Annotated in this window: 22 protein-coding genes, 1 tRNA gene and 1 riboswitch; of the genes, 14 read left to right on the forward strand and 9 right to left on the reverse strand. The window is 70.7% G+C overall.

Annotated features, from left to right (window positions below; all coding sequences use genetic code 11):
- The first annotated feature begins 207 nt into the window (after nucleotides 1-207).
- Nucleotides 208-1,689, forward strand: coding sequence for a multicopper oxidase family protein (locus E0497_RS02770; protein ID WP_241665678.1), 1,482 nt, complete (start codon nucleotides 208-210; stop codon nucleotides 1,687-1,689).
- Here E0497_RS02770 and E0497_RS02775 read toward each other — a convergent pair.
- Nucleotides 1,683-2,330, reverse strand: coding sequence for a response regulator (locus E0497_RS02775; RefSeq protein ID WP_137723261.1), 648 nt, complete (start codon nucleotides 2,328-2,330; stop codon nucleotides 1,683-1,685). The genes E0497_RS02770 and E0497_RS02775 overlap by 7 nt on opposite strands.
- Nucleotides 2,327-3,499: a sensor histidine kinase gene (locus E0497_RS02780; protein WP_137723262.1), complete on the reverse strand. Its 1,173-nt coding sequence runs from the start codon at nucleotides 3,497-3,499 to the stop codon at nucleotides 2,327-2,329. Before E0497_RS02780 ends, E0497_RS02775 begins: the two co-directional genes overlap by 4 nt.
- A gap of 68 nt (nucleotides 3,500-3,567) precedes the next feature.
- On the opposite strand from E0497_RS02780, the gene E0497_RS02785 reads away from it, so the two are divergent.
- The 5 genes from E0497_RS02785 (at nucleotide 3,568) to E0497_RS02805 (ending at nucleotide 8,198) form a co-directional block, all read left to right on the forward strand.
- A complete protein-coding gene (locus tag E0497_RS02785; protein ID WP_137723263.1) occupies nucleotides 3,568-3,942 on the forward strand; it encodes a DMT family transporter in 375 nt (124 codons plus the stop codon).
- A complete protein-coding gene (locus E0497_RS02790) occupies nucleotides 3,939-4,265 on the forward strand; it encodes a DMT family transporter (protein ID WP_137723264.1) in 327 nt (108 codons plus the stop codon). The genes E0497_RS02785 and E0497_RS02790 overlap by 4 nt, the downstream gene beginning before the upstream one ends.
- A gap of 58 nt (nucleotides 4,266-4,323) precedes the next feature.
- Nucleotides 4,324-5,124: an alpha/beta fold hydrolase gene (locus E0497_RS02795; protein ID WP_137723265.1), complete on the forward strand. Its 801-nt coding sequence runs from the start codon at nucleotides 4,324-4,326 to the stop codon at nucleotides 5,122-5,124.
- 7 nt (nucleotides 5,125-5,131) lie between these two features.
- The gene (locus E0497_RS02800; protein ID WP_137723266.1) at nucleotides 5,132-7,786 is read left to right on the forward strand and encodes a condensation domain-containing protein; all 2,655 of its coding nucleotides are present in this window, start codon (nucleotides 5,132-5,134) and stop codon (nucleotides 7,784-7,786) included.
- Between the two features lie 178 nt (nucleotides 7,787-7,964).
- Nucleotides 7,965-8,198, forward strand: a complete 234-nt coding sequence (locus E0497_RS02805) for an MbtH family protein (protein WP_137723267.1) — start codon at nucleotides 7,965-7,967, stop codon at nucleotides 8,196-8,198.
- Nucleotides 8,199-8,209: 11 nt separating this feature from the next.
- On the opposite strand, the gene E0497_RS02810 is transcribed toward E0497_RS02805, so the two are convergent.
- Both E0497_RS02810 and E0497_RS02815 read right to left on the reverse strand, forming a co-directional pair.
- Nucleotides 8,210-9,682, reverse strand: a complete 1,473-nt coding sequence (locus tag E0497_RS02810; protein ID WP_137723268.1) for a threonine/serine exporter family protein — start codon at nucleotides 9,680-9,682, stop codon at nucleotides 8,210-8,212.
- 1 nt (nucleotide 9,683) lies between these two features.
- The gene (locus tag E0497_RS02815) at nucleotides 9,684-10,076 is read right to left on the reverse strand and encodes a nuclear transport factor 2 family protein (RefSeq protein WP_137723269.1); all 393 of its coding nucleotides are present in this window, start codon (nucleotides 10,074-10,076) and stop codon (nucleotides 9,684-9,686) included.
- 82 nt (nucleotides 10,077-10,158) lie between these two features.
- Between E0497_RS02815 and E0497_RS02820 the strand changes: the two genes are divergently transcribed.
- A tRNA-Thr gene (locus E0497_RS02820) sits at nucleotides 10,159-10,233 on the forward strand.
- A 268-nt stretch (nucleotides 10,234-10,501) separates the two neighbouring features.
- Nucleotides 10,502-11,659, forward strand: a complete 1,158-nt coding sequence (locus tag E0497_RS02825) for an LLM class flavin-dependent oxidoreductase (protein WP_137723270.1) — start codon at nucleotides 10,502-10,504, stop codon at nucleotides 11,657-11,659.
- A gap of 4 nt (nucleotides 11,660-11,663) precedes the next feature.
- Here E0497_RS02825 and E0497_RS02830 read toward each other — a convergent pair whose 3' ends face one another.
- The gene (locus E0497_RS02830) at nucleotides 11,664-12,299 is read right to left on the reverse strand and encodes an SAM-dependent methyltransferase (protein WP_137723271.1); all 636 of its coding nucleotides are present in this window, start codon (nucleotides 12,297-12,299) and stop codon (nucleotides 11,664-11,666) included.
- A complete protein-coding gene (locus E0497_RS02835; protein WP_137723272.1) occupies nucleotides 12,299-13,273 on the reverse strand; it encodes an NAD(P)/FAD-dependent oxidoreductase in 975 nt (324 codons plus the stop codon). The genes E0497_RS02830 and E0497_RS02835 overlap by 1 nt, the downstream gene beginning before the upstream one ends.
- A gap of 88 nt (nucleotides 13,274-13,361) precedes the next feature.
- Between E0497_RS02835 and E0497_RS02840 the strand changes: the two genes are divergently transcribed.
- Nucleotides 13,362-13,976, forward strand: a complete 615-nt coding sequence (locus E0497_RS02840) for a helix-turn-helix domain-containing protein (RefSeq protein ID WP_137723273.1) — start codon at nucleotides 13,362-13,364, stop codon at nucleotides 13,974-13,976.
- Here E0497_RS02840 and E0497_RS02845 read toward each other — a convergent pair.
- Both E0497_RS02845 and E0497_RS02850 read right to left on the reverse strand, forming a co-directional pair.
- Nucleotides 13,959-14,798 (reverse strand): ABC transporter, encoded by an 840-nt coding sequence (locus tag E0497_RS02845; protein ID WP_137723274.1) that lies wholly within the window; start codon nucleotides 14,796-14,798, stop codon nucleotides 13,959-13,961. The genes E0497_RS02840 and E0497_RS02845 overlap by 18 nt on opposite strands.
- A gap of 57 nt (nucleotides 14,799-14,855) precedes the next feature.
- Nucleotides 14,856-15,170 (reverse strand): DMT family transporter, encoded by a 315-nt coding sequence (locus tag E0497_RS02850; protein WP_137723275.1) that lies wholly within the window; start codon nucleotides 15,168-15,170, stop codon nucleotides 14,856-14,858.
- Between the two features lie 15 nt (nucleotides 15,171-15,185).
- Nucleotides 15,186-15,246, reverse strand: a riboswitch (guanidine-III (ykkC-III) riboswitch).
- A gap of 82 nt (nucleotides 15,247-15,328) precedes the next feature.
- Here E0497_RS02850 and E0497_RS02855 point away from each other — a divergent pair.
- Both E0497_RS02855 and E0497_RS02860 read left to right on the forward strand, forming a co-directional pair.
- Nucleotides 15,329-16,030 carry a response regulator transcription factor gene (locus tag E0497_RS02855; protein ID WP_137723276.1) on the forward strand — a complete coding sequence of 234 codons (702 nt, stop codon included), beginning with the start codon at nucleotides 15,329-15,331 and terminating at the stop codon, nucleotides 16,028-16,030.
- A 10-nt stretch (nucleotides 16,031-16,040) separates the two neighbouring features.
- Nucleotides 16,041-17,447: a sensor histidine kinase gene (locus E0497_RS02860; protein WP_137723277.1), complete on the forward strand. Its 1,407-nt coding sequence runs from the start codon at nucleotides 16,041-16,043 to the stop codon at nucleotides 17,445-17,447.
- Between the two features lie 6 nt (nucleotides 17,448-17,453).
- On the opposite strand, the gene E0497_RS02865 is transcribed toward E0497_RS02860, so the two are convergent.
- Entirely contained in the window at nucleotides 17,454-17,879 is a 426-nt protein-coding gene (locus E0497_RS02865) for an HIT family protein (protein WP_137723278.1), read from the reverse strand.
- A gap of 247 nt (nucleotides 17,880-18,126) precedes the next feature.
- On the opposite strand from E0497_RS02865, the gene E0497_RS02870 reads away from it, so the two are divergent.
- The 3 genes from E0497_RS02870 to E0497_RS02880 are packed head-to-tail and all read left to right on the forward strand — an operon-like array spanning nucleotide 18,127 to nucleotide 21,215.
- Complete coding sequence (locus E0497_RS02870; protein ID WP_137723557.1) at nucleotides 18,127-18,726, forward strand: YdcF family protein; 600 nt, start codon at nucleotides 18,127-18,129, stop codon at nucleotides 18,724-18,726.
- A 54-nt stretch (nucleotides 18,727-18,780) separates the two neighbouring features.
- A complete protein-coding gene (gene purD / locus E0497_RS02875; protein WP_137723279.1) occupies nucleotides 18,781-20,034 on the forward strand; it encodes a phosphoribosylamine--glycine ligase in 1,254 nt (417 codons plus the stop codon).
- Nucleotides 20,035-20,048: 14 nt separating this feature from the next.
- Nucleotides 20,049-21,215 (forward strand): pyridoxal phosphate-dependent aminotransferase, encoded by a 1,167-nt coding sequence (locus E0497_RS02880; RefSeq protein WP_137723280.1) that lies wholly within the window; start codon nucleotides 20,049-20,051, stop codon nucleotides 21,213-21,215.
- Nucleotides 21,216-21,254: the final 39 nt, after the last annotated feature.

The raw sequence follows: 21,254 nt of genomic DNA on the forward strand, positions 1-21,254 counted from the left end.
CCGGCCTCCGGGTGGACGCCGACCGTGCCGGTTCCGCGAAGACTCGAACACGACCGACCGTCGTCGAATCGTGCGAGGAACATCGTGAACACCCAGTCTCGACCCCGGCTGCCCCGGACCCACCTCTCGCGGCGCACCTTCCTGCTCGGGCTGGTCGCCGCCCCGATCACACTGGCAGCGGGATGCGCTACGGGACAACCGAATACGGTGCCGACCGCAGCAATGTCCGGCACGCCGGGGCGTCGGCCCCTGCCGGTCCCGCCGCTCGCGGAGTCGACCGTCGACGCGTCCGGGGTCCGGCACTTCACGCTCACCGCGGCCGCCGGGACCACCGAGATGCTGCGCGGCACTCGCACCCCGACGTGGGGTTTCAACGGGTCGGTGCTGGGGCCGACGATCCGGGCCCGCCGCGGCGAGACGGTCGCCTTCACCATCGACAACGCGCTCCCGGAGATCACCACCGTGCACTGGCACGGCGTCCACGTCCCGGCCCGTTTCGACGGCGGCCCGCACCAGAACATCGAACCGGGTGGCCGCTGGGAGCCGTCGTGGACGGTGAACCAGCCCGCCGCGACCCTCTGGTACCACCCGCATCCGCACGGCTCCACGGAGAAGCACGCGTACCGCGGGCTGGCCGGGATGTTCCTGGTCGACGACGACGAGTCCGCTGCGTCGAACCTGCCCCGCACCTACGGTGTCGACGACGTCCCGCTCGTCGTGCAGGACCGCCGGTTCACCACCGACGGCACCCTCGACGAATCCGATCCCACCGATGTGGGACTGCTCGGCGACACGATCGTCACCAACGGTATCGCCGACGCCTACCTGCCGGTGCGCACCGAGTTGGTGCGACTGCGGATCCTCAACGGTTCCGGCGGCCGCATGTACAACCTCGGATTCGACGGCGGCGAGGAGTTCACGATGATCGCGAGCGACGGCGGCCTGCTCGCCGAGCCGGCCCGGACGACCCGCATCGCGCTCAGCCCGGGCGAACGGGCCGAGATCGTCGTCGCGGTCCGCCCTGGAAAGTCGATGATGTTGCGGGCCTTCCCGTTCGACGACCTGGCCGGGGTCGCCCGTGGCGAGGCCGCGCAGTACGGGCTCACCGACTCCTTCGACGTCCTCGAGTTGCGGCCCGGCGCCCGCCTCGAGCGGTCCGAGGCCCTACCGGCCGTCCTCGCGACGCTGCCGCGGCCGGACGTGTCGGACGTCGTCGCCCGCCGCGACTTCGAACTGCAGTGGTTCATGATCAACGGCGAGCGGATGGACATGAACCGTATCGACTTCACGCCCACCGTCGACACCACCGAGGTGTGGACGGTCCGCAACGCCGACAACTGGCCGCACAACTTCCACGTCCACGACACCCAGTTCCGGATTCTCGACATCGACGGGGCGGCACCGCCACCGGTGCTGGCAGGCTGGAAGGACACCGTCTACGTCGCGCCCGGCTCCGAGGTCCGACTGGTGCTGCGCTTCACCGAGTACACCGATCCGACGTACCCGTACATGTACCACTGCCATCTGATGCTGCACGAGGACCAGGGCATGATGGGCCAGTTCCTGGTGCTCGCGCCGGGGCAGGAACCCGCGCCGATGACGATGGACATGCCGGGAATGGACATGCCGATGTCCTCGTCACCGATGTCGGGTGCGGGCCACGGTGGTGGCGGCCACGGCGGTCACTGACGTCCGCGCCGGAAGGCGTACACCGCCAACCGCACCCGGTTGTCGCACCCGGTCTTGTCCATGAGGTTCGCGACATGGGACTTGACAGTCGACACCCCGAGGTGCAGGCGGTCGGCGATCTCCTGATTGCCCAGACCGTCCCCGACCAGGGCGAGCACCTCGACCTCGCGGGGCGTCAATTCCGGTGCGGCATAGGATGGTTCGGTGGTCGGTGGGGCGCCGGGGTCGGCGGCCCGATCGACGAGACGGCGCAGGACGTCGGGGGAGAACGGCAGGTCGCCGGCGGCGACGCGGCGGATCGCGTCGAGCAGGTCGGTCGGGGCGGTGTCCTTGACGAGGAACCCGTCGGCTCCGGCCGCGAGCGCGGGGAACAGATGCTCGTCGTCGTCGAATGTGGTGAGCACCAGCACCTTCGACGCGGACCTCGCGCCCCGGAGTCGGCGGGTGGCCTCGATACCGTCCATGCCGGGCATCCGCAGGTCCATGAGGATCACGTCCGGGGACAACTCGGCGGCCAGCCGGATCGCGTCGACACCGCTGCCGCCCTCGCCGAGAACCTCGATGTCGTCGGTGGATTCGCACAGCATGCGCAGGCCGGCCCGCACCAGCCGCTGGTCGTCGACGACGATCACTCGGATCATCCCTGCTCCTCCGTGTCCGTTTCGGCGGGCAGCCACGCGTCCACCCGCCAGTCTCCGTCGGCGGTGACGTCGAGCCGGCCACCGGCGAGCGTCACCCGCTCGGCCATCCCGATCAGGCCGTGCCCCTCTATGTTCGGTTCCGCACCGGCCGGTCGCCGGTTGGTGACGCGCACCGCGACACCGCCGTCGCGCCGGGTCACCGCCACCGTCACCGCCCCGTCCGGGTCGGCGTGTTTCATGGTGTTGGTCAGCGACTCCTGCACCACCCGCAGCAGGGTGAGCCGGCCGATCGCGTCGAGTCGGCCGAGGTCCGGATCGACCCGGACGTCGACGGTGAACCCGGCCGCGCGGGTGCGGTCGACGGCGGCGGCGATCTCGTCCGGTACCGCACCGGCCTCGACGAGCGCGACCTCACCCAACGCGGGATCCCGCAGCGCCACCAGCAGCCGCCGGATGTCCGACAGCGCCCCCGACGCGGTGGCGTGGACGTCGTCGAACACACTGCGGACCCGCGGGTCGGCCTCCGCCACCACGTGCCGGGCGACGCCGATCCGAAGCACGATCGACGCCATGTGGTGCGCCACCAGATCGTGGAGTTCCCGGGCCAGTGCGCTGCGCTCGTCGGCGCGGGCGCGCGCCGCCTCACCCGCCCGGCGGGACTCGGCCTCCGCGGCCCGCGCCGCATAGGTGGCGGCGAGGTCACGTTGCGCCCGCAGATAGAGGCCGAGCAGCAGGGGCAGTCCGACGACCGCGAGCGTCTCGACGGCGGTCGCCGGACGCCAGAACGTCGCATAGGTTTCGGAGGCGAGCCCGAGGAGCACCGAACCCGTCCAACCTGCTGTCGCCACGATCACCGGTGCGGCGCGACGGGACCGCATCGCCACCTCGCCCACCCCGATCGCACCGAGATAGGGGACCAGACCGGCCAGACCCCACGCATGCTCGGTGAACATCACCGCCGCGAGCGCGGACAGCACGAGCGAGACCGGCAGCGGGCGTCGACCCCCGACCAGGAACGTCGCTGCGGCCGCGAATGCGGTCACCCAGTACCAGCCGGGCACCCGGTACTCGCCGGGGAAGGTCCCTGCGAGCAGCAGCAGCGGTACCAGGAGCAGCGGAAGAAAACGGGCCCACGACAGAAGGGAGTGACGCCGGGTCGACGAGGGCATGGGTCAAGAGTAGGCGGCAGGCCGCGTCACCAGCGGAGCTGTACCAGCCGGACGGTAAAGTTTGTGCGATGAACAAGTGGTTGCTGTTGTCCGCGGCGATCGGACTCGAGGTCGCGGCGACGCTGTCGCTGCGGGCGGCACTCGACCACACCGGTTGGTACGCGGTCGTGGTCGTCGGCTACCTGGGGGCGTTCACCGCACTGTCGTTCGCGTTGCGGTCGGGCATGGGGATCGGCGTGGCCTACGGCATCTGGGGAGCGACCGGGGTCGCGCTCACCGCAGTCCTCGCGACCGTGCTGTTCGGCGACCCCCTCACCGCACTCATGGGGGTGGGTATCGCGCTCGTCATCGCGGGCGTCCTGTGCGTCGAGCTCGGATCCTCGTCGGCACACGACGATGCGACCGGCGATGATTCGGCCGAGGGCCGGGAGGTCGCCGCATGATGTGGCTCTTCCTGATCGGCGCGATCCTCACCGAGGTCGTCGGCACCCTCGCGCTGCGCACGGCCGTGCACACCGGGCGCACCACCTGGTACGGCGTCACCGCCGCCGGATACCTCGCCGCGTTCACCCTCCTCAGCCTCGCCCTCGACCGCGGCATGACGATCGGCGTCGCCTACGGAATCTGGTCGGCCGCCGGTGTCGCGATCATCGCGCTCGCGTCGCGCGTCCTGTTCCGCGAACCCCTCACCCGCGTGATGATGATCGGGATCGGCCTCATCGTCGCCGGGGTGCTGTGCATCGAACTCGGCGCGATGCACGGGTAGCGAAACGCGGCCGGAACCACTGACCGGATCGGGCCGGTCTGCACGGTACGGTGACGTCATGCCCATCGCGACCGTCAACGGAATCCCTCTGAACTACCAGGTCAAGGGTGAGGGCGACCTCGTCGTGCTGATCATGGGCACCGGGAGTCCCGGCCGGGTGTGGGACCTGCATCAGGTTCCGGCGTTGGTGGCGGCAGGCTACCGGGTGTGCACCTTCGACAACCGCGGTATCGCCCCGTCCGGGGAGAGCGTCGGCGGGATCACGATCGAGGCGATGGTGGCGGACACGGCGGGCCTGATCGAACTGCTCGGTGGTCCCGCGTATGTGGTGGGGACGTCGATGGGGGCGCAGGTGGCGCAGGAGTTGGCGCTCGCCCGCCCGGATCTGGTGCGCAAGGCCGTCTTCCTGGCCGGTCATGCCCGGATGGACCAGTTCCAGCGCACTCTCAACGAGGGGGAGCGGGCGCTCGAGGATTCCGGTGTGACGTTGCCGGCGAAGTACCGGGCCGCGGTCACCGCGGTGATGAATCTGTCGCCGGCCACGCTGGCCGACCAGCATGCGGCCCGCGACTGGCTCGACGTGTTCGAGTTCTCTACCGGCAAGACGTCCGCGGGGGTGCGGGCGCAGTTGGCGATGGACCGGGACTTCGACCGGGCCCACGCCTACCGGGGTATCACCCGGCCGTGCCTGTCCGTCGGATTCGCCGACGACCGGATGATTCCCGCGTACCTGTCCCAGGAGGTTGCCGACGCGATCCCGGGCGCGGACTACCAGGAGATCCCCGACGCCGGACATTACGGTTACCTCGAACGTCCCGAGGCCGTGAACAAGGTCGTGCTGGACTTCCTCGCCGGCTGACGAGCGTATGCGTACCACGAGGGACGACCGAGACCACGCGCCGACCGTGCGTACCTCCGACGAGTCGGTCGTGGCGTTGCCGGTCACCGCGGCGCAGGCCACGGTTCTCACGACCCGGCCGGTTGCGGCACCCGCCGCCGTCACCACCCGTGCCCTCGTCGTCGAGATCGCCGGGCCGGTCGATCCGGATCGACTGGCCGACGCGATCCGGCGGACCGTGCTCCGCACGGAGGCACTGCACGTGCGACTGCGGGCCGGCGCCGACGGCACGTGGCGTCAGGTTCCGGTGTCCCGGGACGCGATGACCACGTGGCGGCCCGCGGTGGTCGATGTGCGCGGCGCCGACGACCCGGATGCGGCGGCGCAGCGGTGGACGGACGACGACCGGGCCGCCGTCGTCGACGTCACCGGTGGTGACCCGCTGTTCGCGCACGCGGTCGTCCGCGTCGCCGACGACCGTGTCCTCTGGTATCAGCGGTATCACGAGGCGGTCGTCGACGCAGCCGGCATGTCCCTGATCGTCGCGGATGTCGCGGCCCGCTACGGGGACCCGAATCTTGCGTCACCGTCGAAGGACTGGTCGCTGGCGGCACTCGTCGACGCCGACCGCGAGTACCGGTCGTCGCCGCGGTTCGCAGCCGACCGAGGCTTCTGGATCACCGAGATCGCGGCGACCCCGGAACCGCCGAGGCTCTGCCGGGCCGCCACCGATGCGTCCGCACCGGCGGAGTCGACGACCGTCGAGATCGAATCGGCCATCGCGGACGCGCTCGCCGAGTTCGCGGCCGCGGTGGGGATCCGTCGGGCGCGCGTGCCGATGGCGCTGCTGATCGCCTACCTGCACCACAGCACCGGCCGGCGGGACGTCACGGTGTCGGTGCCCGTGCCGGCGCGGGTCGGTGGTGCGATGCACCGCACCCCCGGCACGGTGTCGACGGTGCTGCCGGTGACGTTCCGGGTGGACCCGGACACCACCGTCGGCGATCTCGCACACGCGATCGACACCCGGTTGACGGAAGTGTTGCGCCACGGACGGTTCCCCGTCGACGCTCTCGTGCGGGAAATGGCACCCGGACGCCGGGTGTTCGGTCCGAGTATCGGCTCGATGACGGAGAGCAGGACACTGCGTTTCGGCGACCACCGTGCCCGGATCCGGGACGTGGTCACCGGACCGGTCGACGATCTCGCGTTCACCGTCCACAGCGGCGCACCCGGGGAACCGATCCGTATCGATCTGCGGGCCCCGGCGGGGCGGCGACGGGACCTGCTGCGGCATCAGGATCGGCTGGTGGCGTTCGTCTCCCGGTTCCTGGGGGACCCGGTGTCCCCGATCGGGAAACTCGAATTCGTTTCGGGGGAGCCGGAACTGATCGGAACGGACGACGGCACCGCGGTGTTGTCGCCGGCGCAGCGACTGCACTGGCTCCGGCACCGGGCCGCGGGATCGTCCGCGCGCGCGGATCACGCGCTCGTGGTGCGCCTGCGTGACCCGATCGACGTGGACGTGCTGACCCGTGCCCTCGACGACGTCGTCGACCGGCACGCGCCGTTGCACACGGTGTTCACGCCGGACGGTGCGGAGACGTTCGTGTCGTCCGGTGCACGGCCGGGCGTCGACGTGATCGAGGTCGGCGGCGACGACCTCGACCGGCGCGCCTACGAACTGGCGCAACTGCGGATCGACCTGACGGAGGAGGCGCCGCTGCGGGTCCACGTCGTGCGCGACGACGCCCGCCGCCAGGCACTGCTGCTGACGATGCACCACCTGGCCGTGGACGAGGGGTCGGTGGCACCGCTGCTCGGCGATCTGCTCACCGCGTACGCCGCCCGCATCGACGGCCGCGCACCGCGGTGGGAGCCACTCGACGTGCAGTACGCGGACTACGCACGTTGGCAGTGCGCCCGGCTCGGCGATCCCGGCGACCCCGACAGCAGATATGCGCGGCAGTCGGCGTTCTGGCGGAAACGGTTGGCGGGCATGCCGTCCCGGCTGCATCTGCCGGCCCCGGCGGGGGTGCGGGAACCGCGCCGACGGATGGTGCCGATCGAGATCGACGCCACGGTCCACGAGGGCGTCGAGCATCTGGCGCGTCGAGTGGGAACCGACCTGTCCACGATTCTGCAGGCGGCGCTGGTGACCCTGCTGTCCCGGCACGGCGCCGGCAGCGACATCCCGATCGGTGTGTTCGCCGCGGGCCGGGACGAGGACGTGCTCACCCGGATGGTCGGCTGCTTCTTCAATGTCGTCGTGTCGCGCACCGACATCGGGGGGCACCCCGATTTCGAGGAGATCCTCACCCGGGTGCATGCGGCGAACGTCGCAGCGCTCGACCACCGGGACATCGGATTCGCCGACGTGGCCGCGGACCTGCCCGGACGCGGATCCGAACGGCGCTATCCGCAGGTCGTGCTGGTGCGGCACGAGTCGCTGCCCGTCGACGCCTTCGCGGTTCCGGTCGACGGTGTCGCATCGGTCCCGGTCGGCTTGCCGGCCACGGAGTTGACGTTCGGGTTCTTCGATCCGGCCGGGCCGGGCCCGGTCCGCGGCTACTTCGAGTTCTCCACCGGCACCCTCGACCGGGAATCGGTGACGGCGTGGGCGCGCGCCCTGCCGGCGTTGCTGGCGTCGGTCGCCGATCGGGAACGCCGCCGCGACGAGTGATCCGACGGACCGACCGCGGTGCCCGTGTCGCGTCGTATTCCGCGAATGTCCGTGAATGTCCTCGGATGTCGCCGAATCGTGGCAACAGATTCACCGTTCGGTTCCCGCACGACCGGATATCGTCGGTCACCTTGCTAGGCTGATCACAGACAACCCGTAGCGCGACAAGCGAGGTTAGATGAGCACCAATCCGTTCGACGACGAAGACGGCCGCTTCTACGTGCTGGTCAACGACGAGGACCAGCACTCGCTGTGGCCGACGTTCTCCGAGGTCCCGCAGGGCTGGAAGATCGTGTTCGGTGAGGATTCGCGTCAGGCGTGCGTCGACTACGTCGAGAAGAACTGGACCGACATGCGTCCGAAGAGCCTGCGCGAGGCCATGGAACAGGACCAGAAGAACGCCGGTCGGTAACTCCCGGTCCGCTACCGGGTGCCGCCCTCCCCGGATGCGGGCAGAGACGTGTTCGTCACCACGCTGCGTCGTCCGAATTTCGGGCGGCGCAGCGTCGTGTTCCGGCGTCCCACGCCGCCTCGCCGCAGCCGTGGCGGGCGGCGCAACGTCCGGGCGCCCCACTCGCCGAGCGTGACACCGGCCGCGAGTGCACACCCGACACCGAACGCCGCCAGCAGCGCGGACAGGCCGAGCAGCATCTCGTCGTTGAGCAGCGCGTACAGGCCGCGGTACAGCGCCAGGCCGGGGAGCAACGGCGTGATCCCGGCGACCGCGACCACCAGCGGTGGCGTCAGTGCGCGACGCGCCATCAGACCACCCGCGAAGCCGACGACGGTCGCCGCGATCGCCGACGAGATCACCGGACCCACCCCCGCACTCTCCGCCAGCACGAAGAACAACAGCCCCGCGGCGCCACCCAGTCCGGCGGCGGTCAGGGCACGACGTTCCGCGTAACACGCCATCGCGAAGAACATCGATGCCAGCGCACCCGCGACCACCTTCGCCGGCAGTTGGGTGATGTCCGGGGGCGCGGCATTGCTGATCACCGGCAGATTCGCGCCGAGGGCACCCGCGAGTCGCAGCGACATCGCGACACCGGCGATGATGCCGCCGGTCATCATCAGCACCTCGAAGAAGCGGGCGGACGCCGTGATCGGTGCACCGGTGATGGCATCCTGCACCGAACCCACCAGGGACAGCCCGGACAGCAGCACCACGACACCGGCCGCGATGATCAGCGACGGACGGATCACCACCCCCAGTTGATCCTGGACGGTGTACAGCGCGGTGGCGGGGGCCGCAGCGATGAGTCCGCCGACGACCTGCTGGAAGAAGTACGGTAGCCCGAGTCGGTTGAGGACCCGGTTGACCCGGTCGATCACGACGGTCGTGAGGAACGCGACGACCGTGATCAGCGGCCCGCCGCCGAGCAGCACCGCCACCGCCGCAGCCAGACCCGCCCAGCCCACCGTCGCGACCCACCGGCTGTACGGGTGGGGTGCCGACACGATCGCGTCGAGCGCGGCGTGCGCCTGCCCCGGGGTGATCGCCTCGAGCCGGATCCGGCGGGTCAGTCGGTCGGCGGCCGCGAGCCGGGTGAAATCCATCGACCGGTAGTGCACGATCCGCATCGTGCTCGCCGGCGGGATCAACGGTCCACGATGCGCGGACAGGACGATCGAGTTGTAGGTGACATCCACGTCGCACTGCGCCAGACCGTATGTCGCGGCCACGAACCGCACCTGCGTCGCGGTGTCCACCGCGGACGTGCCCGACGCCAGCAGCAGATCCCCGATCCGCACCGCCAGATCCAGTACCTCCGCGACCCGCGCGTCGTCGGTGAGGTCGATCGGCTGCAGCGGGGTCGGCGCCGCTGTGACCGCGTCCGCGGTCGCCCGGCGGTCCTTGACCAGACTGCCGAGTGACGCCGCGAACCGGCGCACGTCAGATGTCGGTGACGAGATCCTTCTCCGTGAGATCGGTGGCCTCCAGTGCCGATGCGAGTGTGTCGTGCTGGAATACCGCAGTCACCTGATCGTGCACCACCCGGAAAGCGGTGGCGACGTTCGTGGCCTCGACCGCCTCGACCGCCTCGTCGGGGTTTACCGTCGCCCGTTCCTCGACCACCACGACGCCGTCGTGCACGAACATCCGGCCGGGCACCAGCGTAAGCCCCGCCGAACCGGCCCATTCCCGCAGCGCCGCCAGGCCCTGCGCGGCCCCCTCGGCACCGCCGATCTCGATGTCGTCGCTCGACAGCGCGAGCAGCGTCTCGATGTCCGAATCGTTGAAGGCGTCGTGCCACGCGAGGACAGTGGCGATCTCCGAGATGCGCATGCGACAACGCTAGTCACAACAGGCGGTCATGGCACGGTTACACACCCGAATTCGGCTATGGATATGATGAGCGCGCCCAACTGCCTCCTTAGCTCAGTGGTAGAGCACTCGCCTTGTAAGCGAAAGGTCGTCGGTTCAATCCCGACAGGGGGCTCCAGTCTCGATTCCCGTGCGTGCTGTCGGCCACGGGTGTGAGGTATCGTCCCCGGTTACCCGCACCCGTACTTCAGGAGCCCAGCAATGACGCCGATCAGTGCCCCGCAGCCGCCCGTGCTGCGCACTGTGTGGCACAGCTGGCGGCTGTACGTGGATCTGTGCCGGGTCGGGGCCCTGCGCTGTCGTAGCTGATCGACGCCGATCACCGCGGTGAATCGGCGTGTTCCGCATCGCTTCCCGCATTCTCACGACACCCCGAAGGCATCGTCATGTCTGTTGCGCCCCTGTCTTTCCACTGGTTCCTGCCCACCTCCGGTGACAGCCGCTCGATCGTCGGCGGCGGCCACGGCGCCGACCTGCGGGCGTCGGCCGCCGACCGGCCCGCGACCCTCGCGTACCTCGGCCAGATCGCCCGGTCCGCGGAACAACTCGGCTTCGAGGGCGCGTTGACGCCGGCCGGACTGCAGTGCGTCGACCCGTGGGTCACCACCGCGATGCTCGCCGCCACCACCGAACGGCTCAAGTTTCTGGTCGCGTTCCGGCCGGACGCACTCTCCCCGACGCTCGCCGCGCAGATGGCGACCGCCTACCAGCAGCATTCGAACGGCCGACTACTGATCAACGTCGTGACCGGTGGAGAGAGCGTCGAGCAGCGCGCGTACGGCGACTTCCTCGACAAGGACGAACGCTACCGCCGCACCGACGAGTTCCTGTCGGTGGTGCGTGGACTGTGGCGAGGTGAACGAGTCGACCTCCACGGCAAGCACATTCGAGTCGAAGGGGCGCGGCTCGACGAGGTGCCCGAGACGGCACCGACGGTGTACTTCGGCGGCTCGTCGGCGGCTGCGCTGCCGGTCGCGGGACGGCACGCTGACGTGTACCTCACGTGGGGGGAACCGCCGGCGGCGGTGGCCGCCAAGATCGCCCGGGTACGGGCCGCGGCCGCCGAACACGGCCGCACCCTCCGCTTCGGGGTGCGTCTGCACGTGATCAGTCGGGACACGTCGGCGCAGGCGTGGGCGCAGGCACAGGCACTGCAGGACGAGATGGATCCCGCCGACGTCGCCCGCGCGCAGGCCGGGATGGCGTCCAGCGAAGCCGAGGGGCAGCGGCTGATGCGGGAGCTGCACGGCGGCACGGCTTCCGGCGACGCCCGCGCCCTCGAGATCCACCCCGGCCTGTGGAGCGGTGTCGGCCTGGTCCGGGGCGGTGCCGGCACCGCACTGGTCGGCAGCCACGCCGAGGTCGCGGCCCTCGTCGAGGAGTACCGCGCTGCGGGCGTCGACGAGTTCGTGCTGTCGGGTGCCCCGCACCTCGAGGAGGCCTACTGGTTCGGGGAGGGCGTGCTCCCGATCCTGCAGCGCCGGGGACTGTGGGCGCACCCCGCCGCGGCACCGGCAGTGTGGCCGGTGCGCGCGGCGTCGTAGCCCGTCAGCGGGTGCGGTGAGCCCGCACCACGGTGTCGTGGATCGTCACCTCGTGGTCGCCGTGCATCACGGTGCGCGATGTGGCCGTGGCCGTGTCGACGGCCCACTCGACCGAATCGAGCAGTGCCACAACCTCGTCCGGGGTGAAGAACAGCTCCGGACGGGGTGGTCGAGGGACTTCGGTGTCCAGGTCGGACGGGTGGTGCCCGACGATCAGCAGCGTGCCGCCCGGCGCGACGAGGTCCGCGAGGCGGGTGAACAGCACCTCGCGCTGCCCGGACGGCAGGTGCACGTACTGCGACGTCACCAGGTCGTACCGGTCGGCGTCCGGACCCCACGCGAGCAGGTCCGCCGCCTCCCACGTCACCCGGCCGGCCAGGTCGCCGGCCTCGGCGGCGTGTTCGGCGGCCCGGTCGATCGCCACGCTCGACAGGTCGATGCCGTGCACCGTCCACCCCTGGCGGGCGAGCCAGATCGCGTCGGCGCCCTCACCGCAGCCGACGTCGAGGGCGGTTCCGGGCGTCAGCCCCGTCGCCTCGGTCACCAGAGTGGAGTTGGGGTTGCCGCTCCACAGGCGGTGGCTCGAGCGGTAGCGCTCGTTCCAGAACTCGCGGTCGAGGATCTCGGGAAGTTCGGTCATCAGTTGTATCCCTTCGGGTTCCGGGACCGTAGTGCGGTCACGGCGAGGTCGGTGTCCTCGGCGATCAGGTCGCTGTTGATCGCGACGGCGGCCAGTGCGGCGCCGGCAGCAGACCCCATCACCTGCGCCTTGATGTCGGTGACGTTGCCGGCGGCCCACACGCCGGGCACCTTCGTCGCGCCGAACGCGTCGGTCGGGACGTATCGGCCCCCGGACATCGGTTCGACCTCGGTGTCCAGGCCCAGCGACGTGAGCCCGTCGAGGTTCGCGACGAACCGCGGTGCCACGACGAGGGCCCGCCGATCGACGACGGTGCCGTCGGCCAGACGCACCCCGGTGAGCCGGTCGTCGGCGACGAGCAGCGACGCCACCCGGCCGTCGACGACCCGGACGCTGCGCGCCTCGAGCCGTTCGAGGTCCTCGGCGGACAGTTCGGGTCCGGTGTGCCGCAACAGGATCACGTCGTCGCTCCACTGCCGGAACATCAGCGCCTGGTGCACCGACATCGGTCCGGTGGCCAGCACGCCGACAGGTGCGTCGGAGATCTCCCAGCCGTGGCAGTACGGGCAGTGCAGCACGTCGCGGCCCCAGCGGTCCCGCAGGCCGGGGACGTCGGGGAGTTCGTCGGTCAGGCCGGTCGCGACGAGCACGCGGCGGGCGCGCACCGCCCGGTCGCCGGTGAGGGTCACCGTGAATCCGTCGCCGGTGCGGCGGACGTCGGTGGCGGCCGCGTCGACGACGTGCCCGCCGTAGCGGCGCACCTCGTCGCGGCCGATCGCGGTCAGGTCGGCGGGCGCCAGCCCGTCCCGGGTGAGGAATCCGTGCACACCGGACGCGGGCGCGTTGCGCGGTTCACCCGCGTCGATCACCAGCACCGATCGCCGCGACCGGGCCAGCATCAGAGCGCCCTCGAGTCCCGCGGCGCCGCCGCCGATCACCACGACGTCGTAGTTCTCCGACAGTCGATCGCTCATGTGTCGTCCCTTCTCTCGTCCGGCCACCACCCTGCCGACGGTCCGTGGAATCTGGCAAGAAATATTGCCGAAGTGGCAAGCTGGTGTGATGGACGACGCCGACGACACGAACCGGATCCTGGGTGCGGTCGGGCCGCGACTGCGCGCGCTGCGGCAGCAGCGGGGTGTGACGCTCGCGGACCTGTCCGCCGACACCGGGATCTCGGTGAGCACGCTGTCCCGGCTCGAATCGGGGCAGCGCAAACCGAACCTGGAGCTGCTGCTGCCGCTCGCGCGGGCCTACGGGGTGCCGCTCGACGAACTCGTCGGGGCACCGCCGACGGGGGACCCGCGGATCCATCTCGAGCCGATCACCCACGGCGGCCGGACGATCGTGCCGCTCACCCGCCGGCCCGGCGGCATCCAGGCCTACAAGCAGGTGCTGCCTGGCGTCACACGACCCCAGGAACCGGACCTGCGGGTCCACGAGGGCTACGAGTGGCTGTACGTCCTGAACGGCCGGCTGCGGCTCGTCCTCGGCGAGCGGGATCTGGTGCTGACACCCGGCGAGGTCGCCGAATTCGACACCCGACTGCCGCACTGGTTCGGTGCCGCCGGACCCGAACCCGTCGAGTTCCTGGGCCTGTTCGGCACGCAGGGCGAACGCGCCCACATCCGGGTGCGGCCGGCGGGGGAGTCCGGCGGCTCAGGCCGGCCCGAGTGACAGGTCCGGTCCGCGTCCGCCGCTCTTGAGCCAGCGTCCGGGCAGGCGTCCGGCGAGGTCGCCGAGCGGACCGACTGCGGCACTGAGGATTCCGACGGTGTCCTGCAGCAGGTCGACGCTGTTGCTCAGGCGTTGCAGGTTCGGCGCCACCGCCGTCAGCGTCTCCGACAGGGCCACGATCTGGTCGAGCGGGCCGCCCTCGGCGATGAGCCGCTCGAACGCGCCGTTCTCGGCGAGCAGGGTGTCGAGGATGCCGTTCTCGGCGAGCGCCTTGTCGACGATGCCGTCCTTCGCGGTGAGCCGTTCGACGGCCCCGTCCTCCGCGGTGAGCCGCTCGAGGGGGCCGTCCTCTGCGGTGAGCCGGTCGAGCAGACCGCCGGGGGTGAGCAGGCGTTCGAGCGGGCCGTTCGGGGCGAGGACCCGGTCGAGGGGCCCGTCCTCGGCGAGCACCCGATCCAGCGGGCCGCCCGGCGCGAGGACCCGCTCGAGCGGGCCGCCGGGCTCGAACAGTCGCTCGAGGGTGCCGCCCTCCGACGTCAGCTTGTCGACGACACCACCCGGTGCCAGCAGCCGGTCCAACGGCCCGCCCGGGGCGAGTGCCAGGCCGAGTGGGCGGTCGTCGGACGCCATCGCCGCGAGCTGCTGCATCAACTGCAGTGGTCCCCGCGGGTTGGCGAGCGTCGCCGCACTCATGCTGGTGACCGCGCTGCTCGACAGCGCCAGCCGGGTCGTCGTCAGCGCGGTCTCGGCGATGCCGAGCGCGGCATCGGTGACGGCGAGGCCGACACGGATCGGCGTGGTGATCGCGGACACCAGGTTCATGCGCTCACTGTAACCCGCACCACACACATAATCGGGGCACCCGGTCGGTGGGCGAGGTCAGTGCAACGCCTTGAGCCCGATCACGCAGCCGACGATGCCGAGGATCAGTGCGATCTTCACGATCGACGCCGACTCGGTGCCGGTGAGCATCGCGAAGGCGACCGTCAGGGATGCGCCGATCCCGACCCACACCGCGTACGACGTTCCGGTCGGCAGGGTGCGCATCGCGTACGCGAGCCCGGCCATGCTCAGCAGCAGGCCGACACCGAACACGATCGAGGGGGCGAGGCGGGTGAATCCGGCGGACCGGCCGAGGGCGGTGGCCCACACGGCCTCGAGGATGCCGGACAGGACGAGAACGATCCAGGCCATGACGAGTCAACTCCCACAGCACCGTCTTGTCGCTGGCCGGGTACGGTGCGCTCGTCCGGGTGTCGATCGACTGGCACGAGCGTACCCGAATCGGGATTCACAGAAACCTCCCAGGAAACCCCCAGCTCGGGGCCAGGCCGGTGGAAGACTCTGGTGGGGTGAACGACATACCGCAGGCCCGGATCCTCATCGTCGACGACGAACCGACACTCGTCGAACTGCTGTCGGTGAGTCTGCGTTTCCAGGGATTCGCGGTCGAGACCGCCGCGGACGGCGCGGAGGGACTCGACAAGGCGCGCTCGTTCCGCCCCGACGCGTTGATCCTCGACGTCATGATGCCGGGCATGGACGGGTTCGGGATGCTGCGTCGACTGCGCGCCGACGGGGTCACCGCACCGGTGCTGTTCCTCACCGCGCGAGATGCGGTGGAGGACAAGGTGGCCGGGCTGACCATCGGCGCCGACGACTACGTCACCAAGCCGTTCAGCCTCGAGGAGGTGGTCGCCCGGCTGCGGGTGATCCTGCGGCGCGTCGGCCACGGCGAGGCGGACGGGCAGCCGTCGCGCGTGCGGTTCGCGGACATCGAACTCGACGACGACACCCGCGAGGTGTGGAAGGCCGGCGAGCCGGTGTCGTTGTCGCCCACCGAATTCACGCTGCTGCGGTATTTCGTGGTCAATGCGGGCACCGTGCTGAGCAAGCCCCGCATCCTCGACCACGTGTGGCGCTACGACTTCGGTGGCGAGGTCGGCGTCGTCGAGTCGTACGTCTCCTATCTGCGTCGCAAGGTCGACACCACCGAACCCCGGCTGATCCACACGCTGCGCGGCGTCGGCTACGTGATGCGCGAACCCCGGTAGGGCATCCGCGATGACTCGTCTGCGCACACTGCCGTTGCGGATCACGCTCGTCGCCGCGCTGCTCCTGCTGGCCGTGGTCGGACTGCTGGCCTCCGGGATCGCCGTGACGTCGGCGATGGAACGCTCGCTGCTGGACCGGACGGATCGGCAGTTGGCGGACGCCGCGCACGGGTGGGCCAAACCGCAGGACCCGCGCACCGCGCCACCGTTGACGGCCCCCGGACCGAACCGGCCGCCCAGCCCGTTCTACGTGCGGATCACGGATCCGGACGGTGCGCTGCGAATCCAGGTGTACGACGAAAAAGGTGATGCGGCACCGGAAATCGTGTCGGAACCCGGACCGGTCACGGTGGGATCCGTCGGCGGGGACGGGCCGCGATGGCGCGAACTGACGGTCGCCACGCCGGCCGGTACGACGACGGTCGCGGTCCGGCTCACCGACATCGACGAGACGGTGGGCCGACTCGTCGTGCTGCAGATCGTGATCGGGTCGGTGGTGCTCGTCGCCCTCGGCTTCGGCACCTACCTCGTGGTGCGACGCAGCCTGCGTCCGCTGCGGGAGGTGGAGGAGACCGCCGCGGCGATCGCGGCCGGCGACCTGCACCGGCGGGTACCCGAACGTGACCAGCGCACCGAGGTAGGACGGCTGTCGTCCGCGCTCAACGGGATGCTCGCGCAGATCCAGGCCGCGTTCGCGGCGACGGCCGCATCGGAGGAGTCGGCGCGCCGGTCCGAGGAACGTATGCGCCGCTTCGTCGCCGACGCCGGCCACGAACTGCGCACCCCGCTCGCGACGATCCGCGGGTTCGCGGAACTGTACCGGCAGGGGGCGTCCACCGACACCGACATGGTGGTGCGCCGGATCGAGGACCAGGCCACCCGGATGGGGCTGCTCGTCGAAGACCTGTTGCTGCTCGCCCGGATGGACGCGCAGCGGCCGCTCGATCGGGTGCCCGTCGATCTGCTGGCGATCGCGGTCGACGCCGTCCACGACGCCCGCGCCCTGGCCCCGCACCGGCGAATCATGGTGGAGTTCCTGCCCGATTCGGATCCCGCCGATGTGATCGGGGACGATGCCCGGCTGCGGCAGGTGGTCGGCAACCTGATCGGGAACGCGCTCGAGCACACCCCACCGGATGCGGAGGTGACGGTGCGGGTGGGTACCGACGGCGCGGACGCCGTCCTCGACGTCGCCGACACCGGTCCGGGACTCGGTGCCGACGACGCGGCCCGCGTGTTCGAACGCTTCTACCGCACCGACGACTCCCGCACCCGCGCGAGCGGTGGGTCCGGCCTGGGGTTGTCGATCGTGTCGGCCATCGTCGCGGGCCACCACGGCACCGTCACCGTCGACAGCGCACCCGGAGCGGGTGCGACGTTCCGGGTGCGACTGCCGCGTACGGGACCGGTCGGGTGACGCCGGTCAGGCGGGGACGAACTCGCCGTGGCCGAGATCCCGCAGCGCGGTCTTGATCTTGTCGGCGGCCTCGTCCATCGACTCCGGCGACGGGGTCGGGTCCGCCTTCGAGACGTCGAAGTTGCCCATGCTGTAGGCGGGGAACACGTGCATGTGCAGGTGCGGCACCTCGAGGCCCGCGATCAGGAACCCGGCGCGCGGCGCGTCGAACGCCTGCCGGACGGCCCGCGCGATCGTCCGGGACACCGCGGTGCACTTGTCGAACAGTCGATCGTCCACGTCCTGCCACTGGTCGACCTCCTGCCGCGGGACCACGAGGGTGTGGCCCTGGGTCAGGGGAGCGATGGTCAGGAAGGCGACGACGTCGTCGTCCTCCCAGACGAAGCGTCCCGGCAGGTCACCGGCGATGATGGCGCTGAACACTGAAGGCATACCGCGAGGATAGGTGGCTCGTCGGCTCCGGTGGGGCCCGGCGTGACGGCCGGACATCGGAGGTGTGCGCGGTCCCCGCGGAAAATCACGGATCGGAGGACAGGGGCGCTTCTTTCGGTAACACTGGGTGACGATCGCCACATTCGGTCGGGGGGACCACTACTACCACCCAGGGAAGTGTGCTGTGTCCGTAATTTCTTCGCGTCGTGTTCGTGTCCTCGTGTCGTCCGCCGCCGCGGCCGCGGTGATGGGCCTGGCCCTGCCCGGTCCGGCGCACGCCGAATCGTCGCTCGACGTCGTCGACGCCCTGTCGCCGACCACGCTCGTCAACGGGGTGCTCTCGATGGTCGGCGGCTGCCAGACCGCGAGCCGTGACCTGATCGTCTCGTGCACGAAACTCGAGACGCTCACGTCCCAGGTCCCGGTGATGCTCGCCCTCAACCCGTTCACCACCAACATCGTCGTCCTCGGGGCCGGCCTGTTCCCCGACGGCACCATGCGACCCGTCCTCGAATCCCGGCTGGAGGCGGCACTGCAACTGGCACAACGTTTTCCGATCACACCGATCGTCGTCTCCGGTGGGGTGCCGCAGTCCGGGGTCACCGAGGCCCGCGCCATGCGACAGTGGCTCGAGGCCCACGGTGTCCCCGGTATCCGGATCACCGAGGAAGGGACGTCACGATCCACCGTCGAGAACGCGGCCAACACCAGCACGATCCTCGAGCAGCGCGGCGCGACCGGCGCCGTCGTCGTCACCAGCCCCGACCACCTGCAGCGGGCCATGGTCGACTTCCGGGTCGCGCTCGGCGGAAACATGCCCATCGCCGGTGTCGTCGCCCCGTACTGACGTGGGGTGAGGGGGTGGTCGAGGCGGGGGCCTCCGGGCCGTAGGCTGACACCCGTGCGCGTACTCGTGATCGGCTCCGGAGCCCGTGAACATGCCCTCCTGTTGGCCCTCGCCCGCGACCCGGGCGTCGACAAGCTGATGTGTGCCCCCGGCAACGCCGGAATCGCCCGCATCGCCGAAACCCACGCGGTCGATGTCGCGTCCGGTGACGCCGTCGTCGCTCTCGCGAAGGCGCAGGCTGCCGACCTCGTCGTCATCGGCCCCGAGGTGCCGCTGGTCCTCGGTGTCGCCGACGCGGTCCGGGCCGCGGGCATCGCCTGCTTCGGTCCGTCCGCCGCGGCCGCCCGCATCGAGGGGTCGAAGGCGTTCGCGAAGGACGTCATGGCCGCCGCCGGTGTCCGCACCGCGCACAGCGAGGTCGTCGACAACCCGGCCGACCTCGATGCCGCCCTCGACCGCTTCGGCCCCAACTGGGTCGTCAAGGACGACGGCCTGGCCGCCGGCAAGGGTGTCGTCGTCACCACCGATCGGGCCGCCGCCCGCGAACACGCCGCGGAATGCCTTGAGGTGGGGCATCCGGTGCTGCTCGAATCGTTCCTCGACGGCCCCGAGGTGTCCCTGTTCTGCCTGGTCGACGGCGACACCGTCGTCCCGTTGCTGCCCGCGCAGGACCACAAGCGTGTCGGTGACGGCGACACCGGCCCCAACACCGGCGGCATGGGCGCCTACACGCCGCTGCCGTGGCTGCCCGCGGACGCCGTCACACAGATCGTCGACGAGGTGTGCAAGCCCGTCGCCGCCGAGATGGTGAAGCGCGGTTGCCCGTTCACCGGTCTGCTGTACGCGGGCCTGGCGATGGGCAAGAACGGTCCCGCCGTCGTCGAGTTCAACTGCCGCTTCGGTGACCCCGAGACTCAGGCCGTGCTGGCACTGCTCGAGTCCCCGCTCGGCGAGGTCCTGAACGCGGCCGCGACCGGCACCCTCGCCTCGGTCGAACCGCTGCAGTGGCAGGACGGGTCCGCGGTCACCGTCGTCCTGGCCGCCGAGAACTACCCGGCCACCCCGCGCACCGGTGACGTCGTCACCGGGTCCGAGGCCGACCGTGTCCTGCACGCCGGCACCAAGACCCGCGAGGACGGCGCGATCGTCTCCGCCGGCGGCCGCGTCCTGAGTGTCGTCGGTGTCGGCGCCGACCTCACCGAGGCCCGCGAGGACGCGTACGCGCGCCTGCACGAGATCACCCTGCCGGGCGGACACTTCCGCAGCGACATCGGCCTCGCCGCGGTCGAGGGCCGTATCTCGATCTGATCGACAGGAAGAACGTGCGTACCGAATCCCAGCGATCCTCCATTCCCGGCTTCCACGTCATGGACGTGTGGAAGGCGGCCACCGAACGGCAGCGCACCCACGGTGACGTGCTGTCCCTCGCGGCCGGTCAGCCGTCGACGCCGGCACCGCGGCCGGTGCTGCGGGCGGCCCGCGAGGCGATCGACGGGCACCTGCTCGGCTACACCGAGACGTTCGGGATCCAGGAGTTGCGGGAGGCCATCGCCGGCTACCACCGTGACCGGTCGGGGATCGACGTGCACGCCGACGAGGTCGTCGTCACCACCGGGTCGTCGGGCGCGTTCACGCTGCTGTTCCTGGCCGCGTTCGACGCCGGCGACACCGTCGTCGTCGCCCGCCCCGGCTACCCGGCCTACCGGAACACGCTGACGGCGTTGGGCTGCACCGTGATCGAGATCGACTGCGGTCCCGAGACCCGGTTCCAGCCGACCGTCGCGATGCTCGAGGAACTGGACGCCCCGCCCGCCGGGCTGATCGTCGCGAGCCCCGCCAACCCCACCGGCACCGTCATCGACCCGGCCGAACTGGCGGCCCTGGCCCGCTGGTGCGAGGAGCACGGGACGCTGCTGATCTCCGACGAGATCTACCACGGCATCGAGTTCAGTTCCGGGGACAGCCCGGTGACGGCGTGTGCGTGGGAGACGTCGCGGGAGGCTGTCGTCATCGGCTCGGTGTCGAAGTACTTCTCGATGACCGGTTGGCGGATGGGATGGATGCTGGTGCCCGAGCATCTGCGTCGGCCGTTGCAGCGGCTCGCGTCGAACATGACGGTGTGCCCGCCCGCGATCTCCCAGTACGCGGCGGTCGCGGCGTTCGGCGACGAGGCTCGCGCCGAACTCGACGGGCACGTCCGGCGGTATGCGGTGAACCGGGAGTTGCTGCTGACCGGGCTGCCGAAACTGGGCCTGACCGAGTTGGCACCCGCCGACGGTGCGTTCTACGTGTACGCGGACATCGCGCACCTGACCGACGATTCGACGTCGTGGTGTGCGCGCCTGCTCGCGGACACCGGGCTGGCGTTGGCGCCGGGTATCGACTTCGACACCGTCCACGGTGATCGCACGGTCCGGCTGTCGTTCGCGGGGTCGACCGCCGAGATCGAGGACGCGCTGGTCCGGCTCGGGCGGTGGCTGCCGGCGTAACGGCTCGGTCGAATCCGTCGAGCGACTCGCCGGCGGCTG

Source organism: Prescottella subtropica (assembly GCF_005434945.1).
GTDB lineage: Bacteria > Actinomycetota > Actinomycetes > Mycobacteriales > Mycobacteriaceae > Prescottella > Prescottella subtropica.

Bases quoted from the DNA above. Each gene is read 5' to 3' on its own strand.
- E0497_RS02805 (WP_137723267.1), top strand. From the start codon at position 7,965: ATGAGCACCAATCCGTTCGACGACGAAGACGGCCGCTTCTACGTGCTG.
- E0497_RS02840 (WP_137723273.1), top strand. From the start codon at position 13,362: ATGGACGACGCCGACGACACGAACCGGATCCTGGGTGCGGTCGGGCCG.
- E0497_RS02785 (WP_137723263.1), top strand. From the start codon at position 3,568: ATGAACAAGTGGTTGCTGTTGTCCGCGGCGATCGGACTCGAGGTCGCG.
- E0497_RS02825 (WP_137723270.1), top strand. From the start codon at position 10,502: ATGTCTGTTGCGCCCCTGTCTTTCCACTGGTTCCTGCCCACCTCCGGT.
- E0497_RS02860 (WP_137723277.1), top strand. From the start codon at position 16,041: ATGACTCGTCTGCGCACACTGCCGTTGCGGATCACGCTCGTCGCCGCG.
- E0497_RS02815 (WP_137723269.1), bottom strand. From the start codon at position 10,076: ATGCGCATCTCGGAGATCGCCACTGTCCTCGCGTGGCACGACGCCTTC.
- E0497_RS02835 (WP_137723272.1), bottom strand. From the start codon at position 13,273: ATGAGCGATCGACTGTCGGAGAACTACGACGTCGTGGTGATCGGCGGC.
- E0497_RS02850 (WP_137723275.1), bottom strand. From the start codon at position 15,170: ATGGCCTGGATCGTTCTCGTCCTGTCCGGCATCCTCGAGGCCGTGTGG.
- E0497_RS02800 (WP_137723266.1), top strand. From the start codon at position 5,132: ATGCGTACCACGAGGGACGACCGAGACCACGCGCCGACCGTGCGTACC.
- E0497_RS02845 (WP_137723274.1), bottom strand. From the start codon at position 14,798: ATGAACCTGGTGTCCGCGATCACCACGCCGATCCGTGTCGGCCTCGCC.
- E0497_RS02830 (WP_137723271.1), bottom strand. From the start codon at position 12,299: ATGACCGAACTTCCCGAGATCCTCGACCGCGAGTTCTGGAACGAGCGC.
- E0497_RS02795 (WP_137723265.1), top strand. From the start codon at position 4,324: ATGCCCATCGCGACCGTCAACGGAATCCCTCTGAACTACCAGGTCAAG.
- E0497_RS02780 (WP_137723262.1), bottom strand. From the start codon at position 3,499: ATGCCCTCGTCGACCCGGCGTCACTCCCTTCTGTCGTGGGCCCGTTTT.
- E0497_RS02775 (WP_137723261.1), bottom strand. From the start codon at position 2,330: ATGATCCGAGTGATCGTCGTCGACGACCAGCGGCTGGTGCGGGCCGGC.
- E0497_RS02790 (WP_137723264.1), top strand. From the start codon at position 3,939: ATGATGTGGCTCTTCCTGATCGGCGCGATCCTCACCGAGGTCGTCGGC.
- E0497_RS02870 (WP_137723557.1), top strand. From the start codon at position 18,127: ATGGGCCTGGCCCTGCCCGGTCCGGCGCACGCCGAATCGTCGCTCGAC.
- E0497_RS02865 (WP_137723278.1), bottom strand. From the start codon at position 17,879: ATGCCTTCAGTGTTCAGCGCCATCATCGCCGGTGACCTGCCGGGACGC.